We start from the raw sequence: 14723 nt of genomic DNA, 5'->3' as shown, positions 1-14723 counted from the left end.
CGGAACGGGCTCCGGCGGGTCCCGTTCCGCCGTCGTCCCGGTCAATGGTGGCTGTCGGGAACCGGGCGCGTCGTCCGGGTGGGGGTCGGGGAGGCGGTGTGGGTGTGCTCGACGACGATCCCCTCGCCGTCCCCCTCGTAGGTGGTTCCGATCGCCGGCGCCTCGGCGAAGATCGGCCCCTCCTCGGGCTGACCGCGCCGCACGTTGAACAGCAGGTTGAGCAGGATGGCGGTGATCGCGGCGGCGCTGATGCCGGAGTCGAAGACGACCTGGAACCAGCTCGGGAAGGGCTCGTAGAAGTCGGGGACGGCGATGGGGATGACGCCCATCGCCAGGGCGGCCGCGACGATGACCAGGTTGGTGTTGCCGTCGTACTCCACCTTGCTCAGCGTGCGGATGCCGCTGGCGGCGACCGTGCCGAACAGCACCAGCCCCGCGCCCCCGAGGACGGGCAGCGGCACGACCGCCACGACGGCCCCGAGGACCGGGAAGAGGCCGAGCAGGACGAGGATGACGCCGCTGACCGCGACGACGAAGCGGCTCTTGATCCCGGTGACGGCGACCAGGCCGACGTTCTGCGCGAACGCGCTGACCGAGAAGCCGTTGAAGACGCCGGCGACGGTGGTGGAGAGCATGTCGGCCTGCAGCCCGCCGGTGACGTCGCGGCGGCTGAGCGGCTTGTCGACGACCTCACCGATGGCCAGGATGTCGGCCGTCGTCTCCGTCATGATCACCAGCATCACGACGAGCATCGAGACGATCGCCCCGACGGCGAAGGTCGGCAGGCCGAAGTGGAACGGCTCGGTCAGCTGGAAGGGCGCGGCGTCCCCGAGACGGCCGAAATCGGTGGCGCCGAACGGGATGGCCACCAGCGTCCCGAGCACGAGCCCGAAGAGGATGGCCACGCGGTTGAAGAAGCCGCCCAGGAAGCGGTAGATCAGCACGATGATCAGCAGGGTCGCCCCGGCCAGGCCGATGTTGCGCATCGAGCCGTAGCCGGGGGTGTTCGCGGTCCCGAGCGCCCACCGCATCGCCACCGGCAGCAGCGACACCCCGATGACCGTGATGACGGTGCCGGTCACGACCGGGGGGAAGAACCGCAGCAGCCTGGTGAAGAACGGCGCGATCAGCAGCGCGATGGCGCCGGCGACGATGAGCGCCCCGAAGACGGCACGCAGCCCCGCCTCACCGCCGAGTGGTGCGCCGATGGCCAGCATGGTGGAGACGGCCGCGAACGACGTCCCCTGCACGATCGGGAGCCGGGCGCCGATCCGCCAGACGCCGAGCGTCTGCAGGAGCGTGGCCAGGCCGGACATGAACAGGCCGGCGCTGATCAGGTAGGTGGTCTGCTGGGTGGAGAGCCCGAGCGCGGTGCCGATGATGATCGGCACCGCGACCACCCCCGCGTACATGCTCAGCACGTGCTGCAGGCCGTAGGCCACCATCGGTCCCGGCGGCAGCACCTCGTCGACCGGGTGCCCGCTCGTCCCGGCCGCAGCCGCGCTCCGCTTCCTGCTCCTCAGTGCCATCGGTCCTCCTCCTCGGGTCGGCCGGTCGGGCCCGGTCACCAGCCCTGGCCGGGGTCGAAGGCCAGGCCGGGGGCGGGGGCGTCGTCACGGCGGACGGTGAGCTCCTGGAGCCCGTAGGGACGGTCGTCGGCGTGGAAGACCTCGCCGGCGTTCTCGATCCCGAAGCGGGCCAGGTCGTAGACGAAGTGGTGCTTGTTCGGGGCGGTGACGCGGATCTCGCCGATCTCCGGCTGCTCCTCCAGCACGGCCGCGCCGCAGTCGAACAGGGTCTGCTGGTGCGCCAGGCTGTGGTGGTTGCCGTAGGTCTCCAGCACCGTCTGCACGACCCGGTCGTGGGACTTGCCCCAGTCGACGTCCTCGCTGGTGTGCCACCACTGCGCGCGCAGCGAGGTCGCCATGAGGCGGTCGTGCGTGGGCGCCAGCGTCGTGAACCGGTCCTCGAGGAAGTCCGCGAACTCCGAGTCGGTGGTCTTGAGGATCCACAGGTCCTCGACCCCGGAGACCACCCAGGTGGTCGAGCCGTCGTAGGTCACCGTCGCGGTGCGGACGAAGCGGCCGTCGCGGGTGAAGGCGTGCGGGTTGCCCAGCCGGGTCCACGGGTACATCTCGATGCAGACCCGCGCGTGGGTGATCGGCTCGGTCTCGTCGACGAAGTGGCGGGCCAGCCGGACGCCGAACGACTCCGGCTGCGCGACGACGTCGTCCTCCTTCGCGAAGGCGTAGACGGTGTTCTTCTGCGTGTCCGTCGGCAGCACCGGCGCGTTGTCGCCGGTCAGGTGCGGCGCCTCCTGGCCACCCCAGAGCGCGACGCTGACGTCGTAGTCGACGATCTCGTGGGGGTCGCGGTCGCGGAAGACCCGGACGACCCGGTTCTCCGCCTTGCCGTACTGGTTGTGGCCGAGCACGACTGCCATGGGGATCACTCCTGTTCTAAGAACCTCGGTAGGTGGAGTAGGCGTACGGGCTGAGCAGCAGGGGGACGTGGTGGTGCCGGTCCTCGGTGGCGGTGAAGGCCACCGTCACCTCGGGGTAGAAGCCGGTCCGGCCGGTCGCCGCGAACCAGTCGCCCGTGGCGAAGGTCAGGCGGTGCACACCGGCGCCGAGTCCGTCGGGGGCCAGGTCGCGCAGCCGGCCGTCGGCGTCGGTGACGCCGGCGCCGAGCAGCTGCCAGTCCTCCCCCGACCGGCGTTCCAGGGTCACGCGCAGGCCTGCGGCGGGCTCCCCGGAGACGGCGTCGAGGACGTGCGTGGACAGGGAGCTGCACGACTGCAGCGCCCTCTCCAGCCGCAGGCGGGTGATCTGCCGCAGCTGCTCGGCGACCTCGCGCCGTTCGGCCTCGGGGTCGTTGCCCAGCCGGCGGCGCAGCTCGGCGAGCATCTCCGCGGGTGAGCGGCCGGCCGCGCGGATCAGGAAGACCTGGTCGAAGCGCGCCTCGTAGGCGAGGTTGCCCTCGCGCAGCGCGGCGCGGACCTCGGCGTCGGCGTCGTCCATCCCGGACTGCTCCTGCCGCGACCAGGTGGCCTCGGGGGACGAGCCGGCCACCCGCTGGCCGATGCGGGGGTGCGCGGCCAGCGCCTCGGCCAGGTCGTCGGGTCCGAGGTCCTCGATCGCGCGGTCGCTGGCGGCCAGGAGCTCGTCGACGTCGGCGTAGGGCCGGCCGGCGACCATGCGGGTGACCCAGGCCCGGGCCGCGCAGCAGGCGGCCAGCTGCTCCTCGGCCCGGTCGGCGGGCAGCGCGTCCAGCGTCTCGAGACCGGCCCGCAGCTCGTCCACCGACCCGCTCACCGGGCACCCCCCGTCAGCAGGGAGCGGACGGCGCCGGGCAGCGCGCTCGGGTCGGCGGCCGGCCGGCCGGCGAGGACGTCGTCGGCCGCCGCGCCGTCCAGGCCGCACTCCTGGGCCAGCACCTGCCGGGCCTGGCCGGCCGGCAGGCTGTTGAACCAGCGCAGTCCCAGCTCGGCCCGCCCCTGGTCGCTGAGGGCGCCGTGCAGCCGCACCCGGGCCATCCCGCCGTCGGGGAAGACGTCGAGCCGGACGGTGTCGACCTCGCCGACGTCGGGCAGCCGGAACAGGTGGCGGGTGTCGGGCTGCAGCCGGGTCCGGGGCAGCAGCTCGGTCCACTCCTCGGAGCCGGCCGCCGCACCGCCCCGGCGGCGGGTGCCGCGGAGGGAGGCCCAGCCGGGGGCGTTGCCGAGGAACCAGCTGGTGTCCAGCTCGGCCAGGCGCACCACGCCCGGCCCGGCGAGGGAGAACTCCACCCAGTCGTTGCCGTCGTCGCGGCGGCGGGCGGTCTCCCACCCCTCCCCCATCAGCCGCGCCAGTCCGGGCGAGATGAGGTTCGTGGGCGAGGAGAAGAACATGTTGCTGCAGCCGCTGACCACGCCCCCGTTGGCGAGGGCGGCCAGGTCGACGGCTCCGTCGGTCAGGAACCGGGGGTCGGGGACCACCTCGCCGTGCACCCGCAGCCGGGCCACCCCGCCGTCGGGGTACATGCACAGGCGGACGTGGGTGAAGCGCTGCGGCTGGTCGACCGCGAAGACGTTCCGCGTGTCGCCGGCGGCCGGTGAGCGGGGCACCAGGGGGACCCACTCCGCGTCCAGCAGCTCCGCCGGGGAGGGGTGGCCCTCGACCGCGGCGCCCTCGACCGACACGGCGGGCGGGTAGTTGCCCTTGAAGAAGGCGGTGTCGACGACGACCCCCCGCACGATCCCCGGCACACCCAGCCGGACGATGGCGAAGTCGTGGCCGGGCTCGCGGCGCCGGCGGGTCTCCCAGCCGTCGTAGACCTGGCCCTTGTGCCCGAAGGTGTACGTCGAGTAGGACGGCGCCTCCGGCTTGATCAGGTTCTCCCGCTCGGCGAACAGCTCGTCGTTGGCGTGGACGACGCTGCCGCCCAGGCTGCGCGAGGCCAGGTCGGGCAGGCGGGTGGAGTCCTCCCGCGCCGGCGCCGCGTCGGCTCCGGGGTCCGCCGTCACGACGCCGGACTGTTCCTGTACGGGGCTGCTCACTGTCATGCCTCTCCTCGGGTCAGCAGGTTCCCCCGCGGGCGGTCGTCGGCCGGCTCTGCGCCGCCGATCTCGAGGCCGCGCAGCCAGGTGCTGCGGACGACCCCGTCGAGGTGCCGGCCCGCGTACGGGGTGATCGGGTTGCGGTGGAAGAGCGTGGCGGGGTCGACGACGAACCCGTCGTCCGGCGCGAACACGCAGAAGTCGGCGTCGTGGCCGGGCTCGATGCGGCCCTTGCGCTGCAGCCCGACGAGCTGCGCCGGCCGCTCGGCCATCCAGCGCACGACGTCGGGGAGGGCGAAGCCGCGCCGCCGGGCCTCGGTCCACACGTCGGAGAGGCCGAGCTGCAGGGAGGAGATGCCGCCCCACGCCTGCGCGAAGTCGCCCAGGTCGAGCCGCTTGAGCTCCGGGGTGCACGGCGAGTGGTCCGAGACGATGCAGTCGATCGTGCCGTCGGCGAGTCCCTGCCACAGCTGCTCGCGGTTGGCCGCCTCGCGGATGGGCGGGCAGCACTTGAACTGCGTCGCCCCCGCGGGGATCTCCTCGGCCGCGAACGTCAGGTAGTGCGGGCAGGTCTCGGTGGTGATCCGCACGCCGTCGCGGCGCGCCTCGGCGATCATCGGCAGGGCGTCGCTGCTGGAGAGGTGCAGGACGTGCGCCCGCGCTCCCGTGGCCCGGGCAGCGTCGATGACCCGGCCGATGGCCCGGTCCTCCGCCACCCGTGGCCGTGAGGACAGGAAGTCGCGGTAGTCGTCGCCGTGCACGCTGGGGGCCGCCTCGATCGCGTCGCCGTCCTCGGCGTGCACGATGAGCAGCCCGTCGACGGTCCGCAGCACCCGCAGGTAGTCCTCGAGGTCCTCCGGGCGCAGCGGGGGGAACTCCTCGACTCCCGAGTGCACCAGGAAGCACTTGAAGCCGAAGACGCCCGCGGCGTGCAGCCCGGTCAGCTCCCCCAGGTTCCCGGGGACGGCGCCGCCCCAGAAGCCGACGTCGACCGAGATCTGGCCGAGGGCACTCTTGCGCTTCACCTCCAGCGCGGCCACGTCCACCGTCGGCGGGATGCTGTTGAGCGGCATGTCCAGGATCGTGGTGACACCTCCGGCAGCCGCCGCCCGCGTCGCCGACGCGAACCCCTCCCACTCGGTGCGACCGGGCTCGTTGACGTGCACGTGGGCGTCGACGAGACCGGGGAGCAGCACGACGTCGTCGCCGAGCTCGACGACCCGCTCTCCCTGCAGATCCGACTGCAGCGGCTCGACCGCGGCGATGCGCCCGTCGAGGACCCCGACGCTCCCGGCCTGCTCGCGTCCCGACGCCACGAGGCGCCGAGCACGCAGGACCGTGTCGTAGCGGGTCACGAGACCTCCTGGTGGTGCGGAGAGAGGGCGATGAGGCCGTCCGAACCAGCGGGCGACCTGCCAGGGAGGCAGGTGTGCGCACACATCCCGACCGGGTGTCCTGCCCGGCCTCGGAGCGGACGGCTGATGCCGGAGGACGCTAGGAGCAGTGCTGTGACCCAGTCAACACCCTGCGCGCGATATATGAAATACTCTCGGACCGAGAAAGCGGACATCGAGGCTCCAGGCGCATATTCCATATATCTGCGCTCGCAGGTAGTTTCTGCCGGCAGATCGCTTGACCGCGTCGCTCACCAGTGCATACGGTCCGGAACACGTTCATCCGGACGTCGTCCCATCGACGACCACCCGGCTCGCGTAACTCTCCGGCGCGGCAGGCTCGACCATTTCTCCCGCCCATGCCGGATCCCCTCTCCCGGAAGACGTGATGGTCATTCGCACCCTCCAGTACGAGGTCAACTGTTCCATTCTGTTCACCGAGCTGCCGCTGCTGGAACGCCCGGCCGCGGCGAAGGACGCCGGATTCGACGGAGTCGAGTTCTGGTGGCCCTTCCCGGTCGCCGTGCCCTCCGACGCCGACGTCGACGCCTTCGTCCGGGCCGTCCGGAACGCCGGGGTGCAGCTGGTCGGACTGAACTTCTCGGCCGGGGACATGCCGGCGGGTGACCGGGGGCTGGTCTCCTGGCCTGCCCGCTCGCAGGAGTTCCGGGACAACGTCGAGGTCACCGTCGGGATCGGCGAGCAGCTCGGCTGCCGGGCCTTCAACGCGCTGTACGGCAACCGGGTCGACGACGACTCGCCGGAGCACCAGGACGAGTTTGCCGTGGAGAACCTGGCCCTCGCCGGCCGGGCCGCGGGCCGCATCGGGGGAACGGTGCTGGTCGAACCGGTCAGCGGTGCCCCCCGGTACCCGCTGCGCACCGCTGCCGACGCCCTCGGGGTGATCGACCGCGTCGCCGAGCAGACCGGGGTGAGGAACCTGGGCTTCCTCTGCGACCTGTACCACCTGGCGGTGAACGGTGACGACCTCGACCGGGTGGTCGCCACCCACGGCCGGCGGGTCGCGCACGTGCAGATCGCCGACGCGCCCGGCCGGAACGAGCCCGGTACCGGCGAGCTCGACCTCGACCGCCACCTCGGCCGGCTCGCGGACGCCGGCTACGACGGCTGGGTCGGGCTGGAGTACAAGCCCAGCGGCGCCTCGGCCGACAGCTTCGGCTGGCTGCACCGCGCCACCGCCTGACGTCCACCGCCTGACGTCCACCGCCTGGACTCCACCGCCTGGACTCCACCGCCTGGACTCCACCGCCCCGACACGGAGGAACTCTGATGACAACGGTCGCCTTCATCGGCCTCGGCATCATGGGCGGCCCGATGGCCGCCAACCTGGTCACGGCCGGCTTCGACGTCATCGGCCACAACCGCAGCCCCGAGCCCGTCCAGCGGCTGGTCGAGCGGGGCGGGCGCGCAGCCGGCAGCCTCGCGGAGGCGGTGCGGGACGCCGACGTCGTCGTCACCATGGTCCCCGACTCGCCGGACGTCGAGGCGGTCACCATCGGCGACGACGGCTTCTACGGCCTGGTCGAGCCGGGGACCCTGCACGTCGACATGAGCTCGATCCGCCCGGACGTCGCGAAGCGGGTCGCCGAGGCGGGCCACGAGCGCGGGGTCCGCGTCCTCGACGCCCCGGTCAGCGGCGGCGAGCAGGGCGCGGTCGACGCCACCCTCTCGATCATGGTCGGCGGCAGCCCCGAGGACTTCGCCGACGCCCGGCCCGTCCTCGAGGCGGTCGGCAGGACGATCGTGCACGTGGGGCCGGCCGGTTCCGGCCAGACGGTCAAGGCGGCCAACCAGCTCATCGTCGCCGGCACCATCGAGCTCGTCGCCGAGGCCATCGTCTTCCTCGAGGCCCACGGCGTCGACACCGAGGCCGCGGTGCAGGTCCTCGCCGGGGGTCTGGCCGGCAACGCGATCCTCGACCGCAAGGCGGCGGCGATGCTCCGCCGTGACTTCACGCCCGGGTTCCGCATCGAGCTGCACCACAAGGACCTGGGCATCGTGACCTCCGCCGCCCGCGAGGCCGGGGTCGTCATCCCGCTCGGAGCGGTCGTCGCCCAGCTCGTCGCCGGCCTGAGGGCCCAGGGCGACGGCGCCCTCGACCACTCGGCGCTGCTCAAGCTCGTCGAGCAGCTCTCCGGCCGTTCCTGACCAGCCCCACCCCACCGATCACGGACCCGCACCCGGGTCCGGAGACAGGAGACGCATGCCTCGCATGAGGGCCATCGCGGCCGCCGTCCAGATCCTCCAGCGGGAGGGCGTCACGCACGCCTTCGGTGTGCCCGGAGCCGCGATCAACCCGCTCTACGCCGCACTCCGCGACAACGGCACCATCTCCCACGTGCTCGCCCGGCACGTCGAGGGCGCCTCGCACATGGCCGAGGGCTACACCCGGGCCGAGGCCGGCAACATCGGCGTCTGCATCGGCACGTCCGGGCCGGCCGGCACCGACATGATCACCGGGCTGTACTCGGCCTCGGGCGACTCCGTCCCGATCCTGTGCATCACCGGCCAGGCGCCGACCGCGCGGTTGCACAAGGAGGACTTCCAGGCCGTCGACATCGCCGCGATCGCAGCACCCGTGACCAAGATGGCGACGACCGTGCTGGAGCCCGCGCAGGTGCCGCGCGCCTTCCAGCAGGCGTTCCACCTCATGCGCTCCGGCCGGCCCGGCCCGGTGCTCATCGACCTGCCCTTCGACGTGCAGATGGCCGAGATCGAGTTCGACGTCGACGCCTACGAGCCGCTGCCGGTCTACAAACCGCAGGCCACCCGCGTCCAGGTCGAGAAGGCGCTCGACCTGCTCGCCGCCGCCGAGCGGCCGCTGGTCGTCACCGGCGGGGGTGTCATCAACGCCGACGCCGCCGACCTGCTGGTGGAGTTCGCCGAGCTGGTCGACGTCCCGGTCGTGCCGACGCTGATGGGCTGGGGTGCGATCCCCGACGACCACCGCCTGCAGGCCGGCATGGCCGGGCTGCAGACGTCGCAGCGCTACGGCAACGAGAACCTGCTGGCCTCGGACCTGGTGCTCGGCATCGGCAACCGGTGGGCCAACCGGCACACCGGCGGGCTGGACACCTACACCCGCGGGCGCACGTTCGTGCACGTCGACATCGAGCCGACGCAGATCGGGCGGGTGTTCACACCCGACCTCGGCATCGTCTCCGACGCCGCGGCGGCGCTGCGGCTCTTCGTCGAGGTGGCCCGGGAGCGGCGCGCGGCCGGGCAGCTGCCCGACCGCAGCGACTGGGTCGAGGAGTGCGCCCGGCGCAAGCGGACCCTGCTGCGCCGCACCCACTTCGACGACGTGCCGATCAAGCCGCAGCGGGTGTACGAGGAGATGAACAAGGCGTTCGGGAGGGACACCCGCTACGTCAGCACCATCGGCCTCTCCCAGATCGCCGGCGGCCAGTTCCTGCACGTCTACCGGCCCCGGCACTGGATCAACGCCGGCCAGGCCGGCCCCCTGGGCTGGACCGTGCCCGCGGCCCTCGGCGTCTGCGTCGCCGACCCGGACGCCACGGTGGTGGCGCTGTCCGGCGACTACGACCTCCAGTTCCTCATCGAGGAGCTGGCGGTCGGGGCGCAGTTCAACCTGCCCTACATCCAGGTGCTGGTGAACAACTCCTACCTGGGGCTGATCCGGCAGGCGCAGCGCGCCTTCGACATCGACTACGCCGTGCAGCTGGCCTTCGACAACGTCAACTCCCCCGAGCTCGGCGGCTACGGCGTGGACCACGTCAAGGTCGCCGAGGGGCTGGGCTGCAAGGCGCTGCGGGTGCACGAGCCCGACCAGATCGGCCCCGCCCTGGAGGAGGCCAAGAAGCTGCTGATCGAGCACCGCGTGCCCGTGGTCGTGGAGGTCATCCTCGAGCGGGTCACCAACATCTCGATGGGCACCGAGCTCGACGCCATCGTCGAGTTCGAGGAGCTGGCCAGCGAGGGCGAGCACGCGCCCACCGCCGTCTCCGCGCTCGACCTCGCGTCCGCCCAGCTCCTCGACTGAGAAAGGGCCCCGCTGCCCCCCACCGCTCGCGAGCTCGCGGCGGGCCCTGCAGCGGGGCCGTTCCAGCCCGTTCCCAGATCCAGGAGGGTGCATGCGCGTCGTGGTGGCGCCGGACGAGTTCAAGGGCTCCCTGTCCGCGCCGGAGGTCGCCGCCCACCTGGCGCTCGGGCTGACCCGGGCCGCCCCGGGGACCGAGGTCGTGCAGGTGCCGGTGGCCGACGGGGGCGACGGGACGCTCGACGCCGCGGTCTCCGCCGGCTACCGGCGGGTGCCGGTGCCCGCGCAGGGGCCGACCGGGGAACCGGTGGCGACCGCCTACGCCGAGCGGAACGGGACCGCCGTCGTCGAGATGGCCGACGTGTCGGGGCTGCGCCGGCTGCCCGGTGGCCGGCCGGCGGCCGCACCGCGTCGAGCTCCGGCACCGGCGAGGTCATCCGCGCCGCGCTCGACGCCGGGTGCCGCCGGATCGTGCTCGGCATCGGGGGCAGCGCCTCCACCGACGGCGGCGCGGGGCTGGTGCAGGCGCTGGGCGCACGCCTGCTGGACGTCGAGGGCCGCGACGTCGGGCCGGGTGGTGCAGCCCTGTCCGGCGTCGCGTCGCTGGAGCTCTCGGGTCTCCACCCGGCGCTGCGGGAGGCCGAGGTCGTCGTCGCCTCCGACGTCGACAACCCGCTGCTGGGCCCGCGCGGCGCGGCCGCCGTCTACGGTCCGCAGAAGGGCGCCTCACCCGCCGACGTCGCCGAACTGGACGCCGCGCTGGCCCGCTGGGCGCGGGCTGTGCACGTCGCGACGGGCGTCGACGCCACCGACCGGCCGGGTGCCGGCGCGGCCGGCGGCGTGGGGTTCGCGGCGCTGGCGGTCCTCGGCGCGACGCTCCGGCCGGGGATCGACCTCGTCCTCGACCTCGTCGGCTTCCGCGCCGCGGTCCCCGCTGCGGACCTCGTCATCACCGGCGAGGGCTCGCTGGACGAGCAGACCCTGCACGGCAAGGCACCTGCCGGTGTGGCCGCCGCTGCCCGCGCGGCGGGGGTACCCGCCATCGCCGTGGCCGGCCGCTCGCTGCTGACCCCCGCCGACCTGGCGCCCACCGGGATCCGCGCCGTGTACGCGCTGACCGACATCGAACCCGACCCCGCCCGCTGCATGCGCGAGGCGGGCCCCCTCCTGGAGCGGCTGGCCGAGCGGGTCGCCGCCGGCTGGGGGACCGACGACGACGACGAGGAGCCATCGCGTGACGGCACCAGCTCGGTCCGAGGGGGGCGTTCCCGTCCCCCTCTTCCTCAACGGTGAGGGCATGCGCGGTGGTCGGGTACACCCCGGCATCGCGGAGTACCCGTTCCTCGGTGAGGGGAGGACCGCTCCGCGGTACCGCTTCTACGCCTGCGCGGGGGGTTTCCCGGCCCTGTGGCCGGTCGCCGAGGGCGGGGTCTCCGTCCCCGGCGAGCTGTACGCGCTGCCCCTGGCGGCCATCCGCGACGAGTTCATGCCCGTGGAGCCGGCCGAGCTGGAACTCGCCGTGGTCGAACTCGCCGACGGGTCGGCCGCCCTGGCCGTCGTGCTGCGTCCCGAGGTGCACGCCCGGGGCGAAGGGCTGGTCGACATCTCCGACTCCGGTGGCTGGCGCGCCCACCAGGCGAGTCCCAGGCAACGATGACGGGCCGGGGAGGCACACTACCTGCCACGTACGCCGGCAGAGCGAGGTGTCAGGGAGTGACCACCATCCGACCGCAGACCATGCAGGAGGCGGTCCTCCGGGAGGTGCGGCGCCAGATCAACGACGGGGAGCTGCCCCCGGGCAGCGTGATCCGGGTCGATGCGGTCGCCGGGGCCCTGGGAGTCAGCCGGATCCCGGTGCGCGAGGCCCTCATGATCCTCGAGGGCGAAGGGCTGGTGACGCACCGTCCCCACGTGGGTTTCGCCGTCCCCAGCCTCACCGCCGAGGAACTCGAGGAGATCTACTACCTGCGCGCGTTGCTCGAGGACGAGGCCCTGCGGCGGGCGCTGGCGAACGCCACGGACGCCGACCGTGCGGCGGCCCACGAGGCCTGCGCGGCGGCCGAGGACGCGCTCGCCCGGGGACAGGTCAACGCCTTCAGCGACAACGGCCGGCGCTTCCACGCCGTCGTCCTCGCCTCCTGCCGCATGCCGCGCCTCCTCCGTCTGCTCGACGGCCTGTGGAACGCCACCGAGACCTACCGGGCCGCGAACAGACTCGACGAGACGGGGCAGGAGACCCTGCAGGCGGAGCACCGCCTCATGCTGGAGGCCTACCTCGCCGGGGACGAACGGCAGCTGCTCGAGGCAGCGGAGCAGCACCGGGGACACCTCCTCGCCGGCGCCCTGCTCGGCACGTGTCCCACGGGCGAGCCGCCCGCCGACCGCCTCTGACGGCAGGCTGATCCCCGCGTGACGCCGGGATCAGCCGGTGACGGGGACCCGGGTCGGTCCGGCGTCCCGAGGGAGCCGGACCGGACCGGAGGACGGCCGCTCAGCGGTCGAGGGCACGGTGGACGACGCACGGCGCCCCGGGCCGGACACGAGTGGCCCGGCCGGGGTCGGGTCGTCAGTAGGTGAACCGGCTGACAGCGGCGCGCAGCTCGGTGGCCATCCGGGAGAGCTCGTCGACTGCCGTGCGGGTCTGGCCGAGGGCGTGGTTGGTGGTGTCGGCCGCGGTCGAGACGCCGCCGATGTTCGTCGCGATCCTGCCGGAGCCGTGCGCAGCCTCGCCCACCGACCGCGACATCTCCGTCGTGGTGGCCGTCTGCTCCTCCACGGCGCTGGCGATGGTCAGCTGGTAGTCGTTGATCTGGTTGATGACTGCGCTGATCCGCCCGATGGCGGCAACGGCCCCCGAGGTGTCGTGCTGGATCGCCTCGACCCGGTGGGCGATGTCATCGGTCGCCTTCGCCGTCTCCTGCGCCAGCTCCTTGACCTCGTTGGCCACCACGGCGAACCCCTTGCCCGCCTCGCCGGCCCGCGCTGCCTCGATCGTCGCGTTGAGGGCCAGCAGGTTGGTCTGCTCGGCGATCGAGGTGATCACCCGGACCACGTCGCCGATCTCCTTGGAGGACTCGCCCAGCCGCATCACCGCCGCGGTCGTCTCCTCCGCCTCGGTGACCGCACCCGCCGCGACCCGTACGGCCTCGTTCGCGTTCCTCGAGATCTCCCGGATGGAGGCACCCATCTCGTCGGCGCCGGCCGCCACGGTCTGCACGTTGCGCGAGACCTCATCGGCTGCACCCGCCACCACGCCGGACTGCGCGGAGGTCTCCTCGGCCGACGCCGAGATCTGCGCCGAGGACGCCGACAGCTCCCCCGACGCCGCCGCCACGGCGTCAGCGCTCGCGATCACGGAGACGATCACCGCCCGGAGGTTCCCCTGTGCGGCGTCGAGCGCGGCGGCCATCCGACCGACCTCGTCGCGGGAGTCCAGGCCCGACGTGGCAGTCAGGTCACCGACCGCGAGCGCCTCGGCGACTCGCTGCGCCTGACGTACCCCGCGCGTCATCGAGCGGGCGACGAGCACCCCGAGTCCCATCGCCAGCAGCACGCCGACCGTGATCAGCGCCAGGAGCGTGGCCCGCGTCGCCGTGAAGTCGTCGCGGGCCTCCGCCACGGCGGCCTCCGCAGCGGCCTCCTCTGCTGACGTGAGGTCCGAGAGGATCTCCTGGACCCGGGTCATGTGCGGCGTCAGGAACTGGTCGCGCACGGCGAAGTAGCCGCGGGTGTCACCAGCCACGCTGGCCGGGAACGCGTGCGTCTGCACACCGTCGGCGAAACTGGCGTACTCCGCCCGAGCAGCATCGACCAGTTCCTGGTCGGCTGAGCGGGTGTCCTCCGCGTAGGCGGCGAGGGCGGCGTCGAACGAGGCTGCGGCGGTCGCGAACCGGTCGGCCCACTGCAGCTTGAACTGCGGGTCCAGGGAGCCGACGTGGCTCGTCACGTCGAGCTGGGACTCCGTCATGGCGAGCTGCGCCGCGGCGAGGTCGGCGGCCCCTGCCATGTCGTGCTCGGAGACGGCAGCCGTCTCGTCGTGGGTGGAGCCCACCGCTCGGATGCCCACGACCCCGACGATGACGGCGACCACGGCCGTCGTCCCGACAGCGGTCAACACCTTCACCGCAACGGGGCGATCGGTGAACCACCGGCGGCGACGACTGGGGAGGCGGGTAGCGCGCATCACGGTCTCCGAGGGTCCGGCAGCGGCCACACGGTTGTGACCGTCAACTACCTGACTCTCGGACGCTCGCCCCGCGGATCAAGCCCAGTGACAGAGGTACGTCCCGCAGGACAGGGGGACGAGCCACCGCCTCCAAGCACACCAGCCGGCGCCGCAGGAGGTACGTCAGCGCGCCAGGACCGACGACCTCGGTCGGGTCGGGCGTCGTCGGCCTCCGGCCGATGGCCACAGCGGACGGCGACGGCGTCACCAGCGCGCTGCACGGGAGCCACCAAGGCAGCAGTCCTCTCCCTGGTGGAGTCCCTCAACGCCGAGGAGTCCGGCAACGGCGTGAGTGCCACCGCCATCGCGCCCGGGTTCGTCGAGACGGACATGTCGGCGTGGACGACCGATACCATCCCCGCTGACCAGATGATCAACGTGTCCGACGTGGTCGACGTCGTCGACATGCTGTTGAGACTGAGCCGCAACGTGTTCATCAGCCGCATCGTCATGGCACGTGCCGGCAGTTCGGGCCACGAGACCTGACCTCGGTCACCGGCTGCCGGCGCTGAGGAGACAGCCCCGATGACACGATGTGACGGCGAC

At 72.9% G+C, this 14723-nt stretch carries 13 protein-coding genes and 1 pseudogene; 8 read left to right on the top strand and 6 right to left on the bottom strand.

What is annotated here, in order from left to right:
- Positions 1-41 precede the first annotated feature (41 nt).
- The 5 genes from ACWIZO_RS15490 to allB are packed head-to-tail and all read right to left on the bottom strand — an operon-like array spanning position 42 to position 5892.
- The gene (locus ACWIZO_RS15490; RefSeq protein ID WP_448638538.1) at positions 42-1529 is read right to left on the bottom strand and encodes a nucleobase:cation symporter-2 family protein; all 1488 of its coding nucleotides are present in this window, start codon (positions 1527-1529) and stop codon (positions 42-44) included.
- A 35-nt stretch (positions 1530-1564) separates the two neighbouring features.
- Positions 1565-2443 carry a factor-independent urate hydroxylase gene (gene pucL, locus ACWIZO_RS15485; RefSeq protein WP_448638537.1) on the bottom strand — a complete coding sequence of 293 codons (879 nt, stop codon included), beginning with the start codon at positions 2441-2443 and terminating at the stop codon, positions 1565-1567.
- A gap of 16 nt (positions 2444-2459) precedes the next feature.
- Positions 2460-3314, bottom strand: a complete 855-nt coding sequence (uraD, locus tag ACWIZO_RS15480; RefSeq protein WP_448638536.1) for a 2-oxo-4-hydroxy-4-carboxy-5-ureidoimidazoline decarboxylase — start codon at positions 3312-3314, stop codon at positions 2460-2462.
- Positions 3311-4537 (bottom strand): allantoicase, encoded by a 1227-nt coding sequence (gene alc, locus ACWIZO_RS15475; RefSeq protein WP_448638535.1) that lies wholly within the window; start codon positions 4535-4537, stop codon positions 3311-3313. The genes uraD and alc overlap by 4 nt, the downstream gene beginning before the upstream one ends.
- Positions 4538-4539: 2 nt before the next feature.
- Positions 4540-5892 carry an allantoinase AllB gene (allB, locus tag ACWIZO_RS15470; protein ID WP_448638534.1) on the bottom strand — a complete coding sequence of 451 codons (1353 nt, stop codon included), beginning with the start codon at positions 5890-5892 and terminating at the stop codon, positions 4540-4542.
- A 427-nt stretch (positions 5893-6319) separates the two neighbouring features.
- Between allB and ACWIZO_RS15465 the strand changes: the two genes are divergently transcribed.
- The 7 genes and pseudogenes from ACWIZO_RS15465 to ACWIZO_RS15435 all read left to right on the top strand — a co-directional run bounded on the left by ACWIZO_RS15465 (position 6320) and on the right by ACWIZO_RS15435 (position 12343).
- On the top strand, positions 6320-7135 hold the full coding sequence (locus ACWIZO_RS15465) for a hydroxypyruvate isomerase family protein (protein ID WP_448638533.1): 816 nt from the start codon (positions 6320-6322) through the stop codon (positions 7133-7135).
- Between the two features lie 86 nt (positions 7136-7221).
- The gene (locus tag ACWIZO_RS15460) at positions 7222-8100 is read left to right on the top strand and encodes a 2-hydroxy-3-oxopropionate reductase (RefSeq protein WP_448638532.1); all 879 of its coding nucleotides are present in this window, start codon (positions 7222-7224) and stop codon (positions 8098-8100) included.
- 64 nt (positions 8101-8164) lie between these two features.
- Positions 8165-9955, top strand: coding sequence for a glyoxylate carboligase (gene gcl, locus ACWIZO_RS15455; protein WP_448638531.1), 1791 nt, complete (start codon positions 8165-8167; stop codon positions 9953-9955).
- A 91-nt stretch (positions 9956-10046) separates the two neighbouring features.
- Positions 10047-10286: pseudogene (locus ACWIZO_RS15450) on the top strand (glycerate kinase); the annotation flags it as partial.
- A gap of 101 nt (positions 10287-10387) precedes the next feature.
- Complete coding sequence (locus tag ACWIZO_RS15445) at positions 10388-11245, top strand: glycerate kinase (protein ID WP_448642966.1); 858 nt, start codon at positions 10388-10390, stop codon at positions 11243-11245.
- Between the two features lie 4 nt (positions 11246-11249).
- A complete protein-coding gene (locus tag ACWIZO_RS15440) occupies positions 11250-11609 on the top strand; it encodes an allophanate hydrolase-related protein (protein WP_448638530.1) in 360 nt (119 codons plus the stop codon).
- Positions 11610-11665: 56 nt separating this feature from the next.
- Positions 11666-12343: a GntR family transcriptional regulator gene (locus tag ACWIZO_RS15435; protein WP_446759564.1), complete on the top strand. Its 678-nt coding sequence runs from the start codon at positions 11666-11668 to the stop codon at positions 12341-12343.
- A gap of 175 nt (positions 12344-12518) precedes the next feature.
- On the opposite strand, the gene ACWIZO_RS15430 is transcribed toward ACWIZO_RS15435, so the two are convergent.
- Positions 12519-14069, bottom strand: a complete 1551-nt coding sequence (locus ACWIZO_RS15430) for a methyl-accepting chemotaxis protein (protein WP_448638529.1) — start codon at positions 14067-14069, stop codon at positions 12519-12521.
- Here ACWIZO_RS15430 and ACWIZO_RS15425 point away from each other — a divergent pair.
- On the top strand, positions 13962-14663 hold the full coding sequence (locus tag ACWIZO_RS15425) for an SDR family NAD(P)-dependent oxidoreductase (protein WP_448638528.1): 702 nt from the start codon (positions 13962-13964) through the stop codon (positions 14661-14663). The two genes, ACWIZO_RS15430 and ACWIZO_RS15425, sit on opposite strands and share 108 nt — an antisense overlap.
- The last annotated feature ends 60 nt before the right edge of the window (positions 14664-14723 follow it).

This window comes from Geodermatophilus sp. URMC 63 (assembly GCF_053502565.1).
This window is presented reverse-complemented; position numbering and strand designations above follow the sequence as displayed.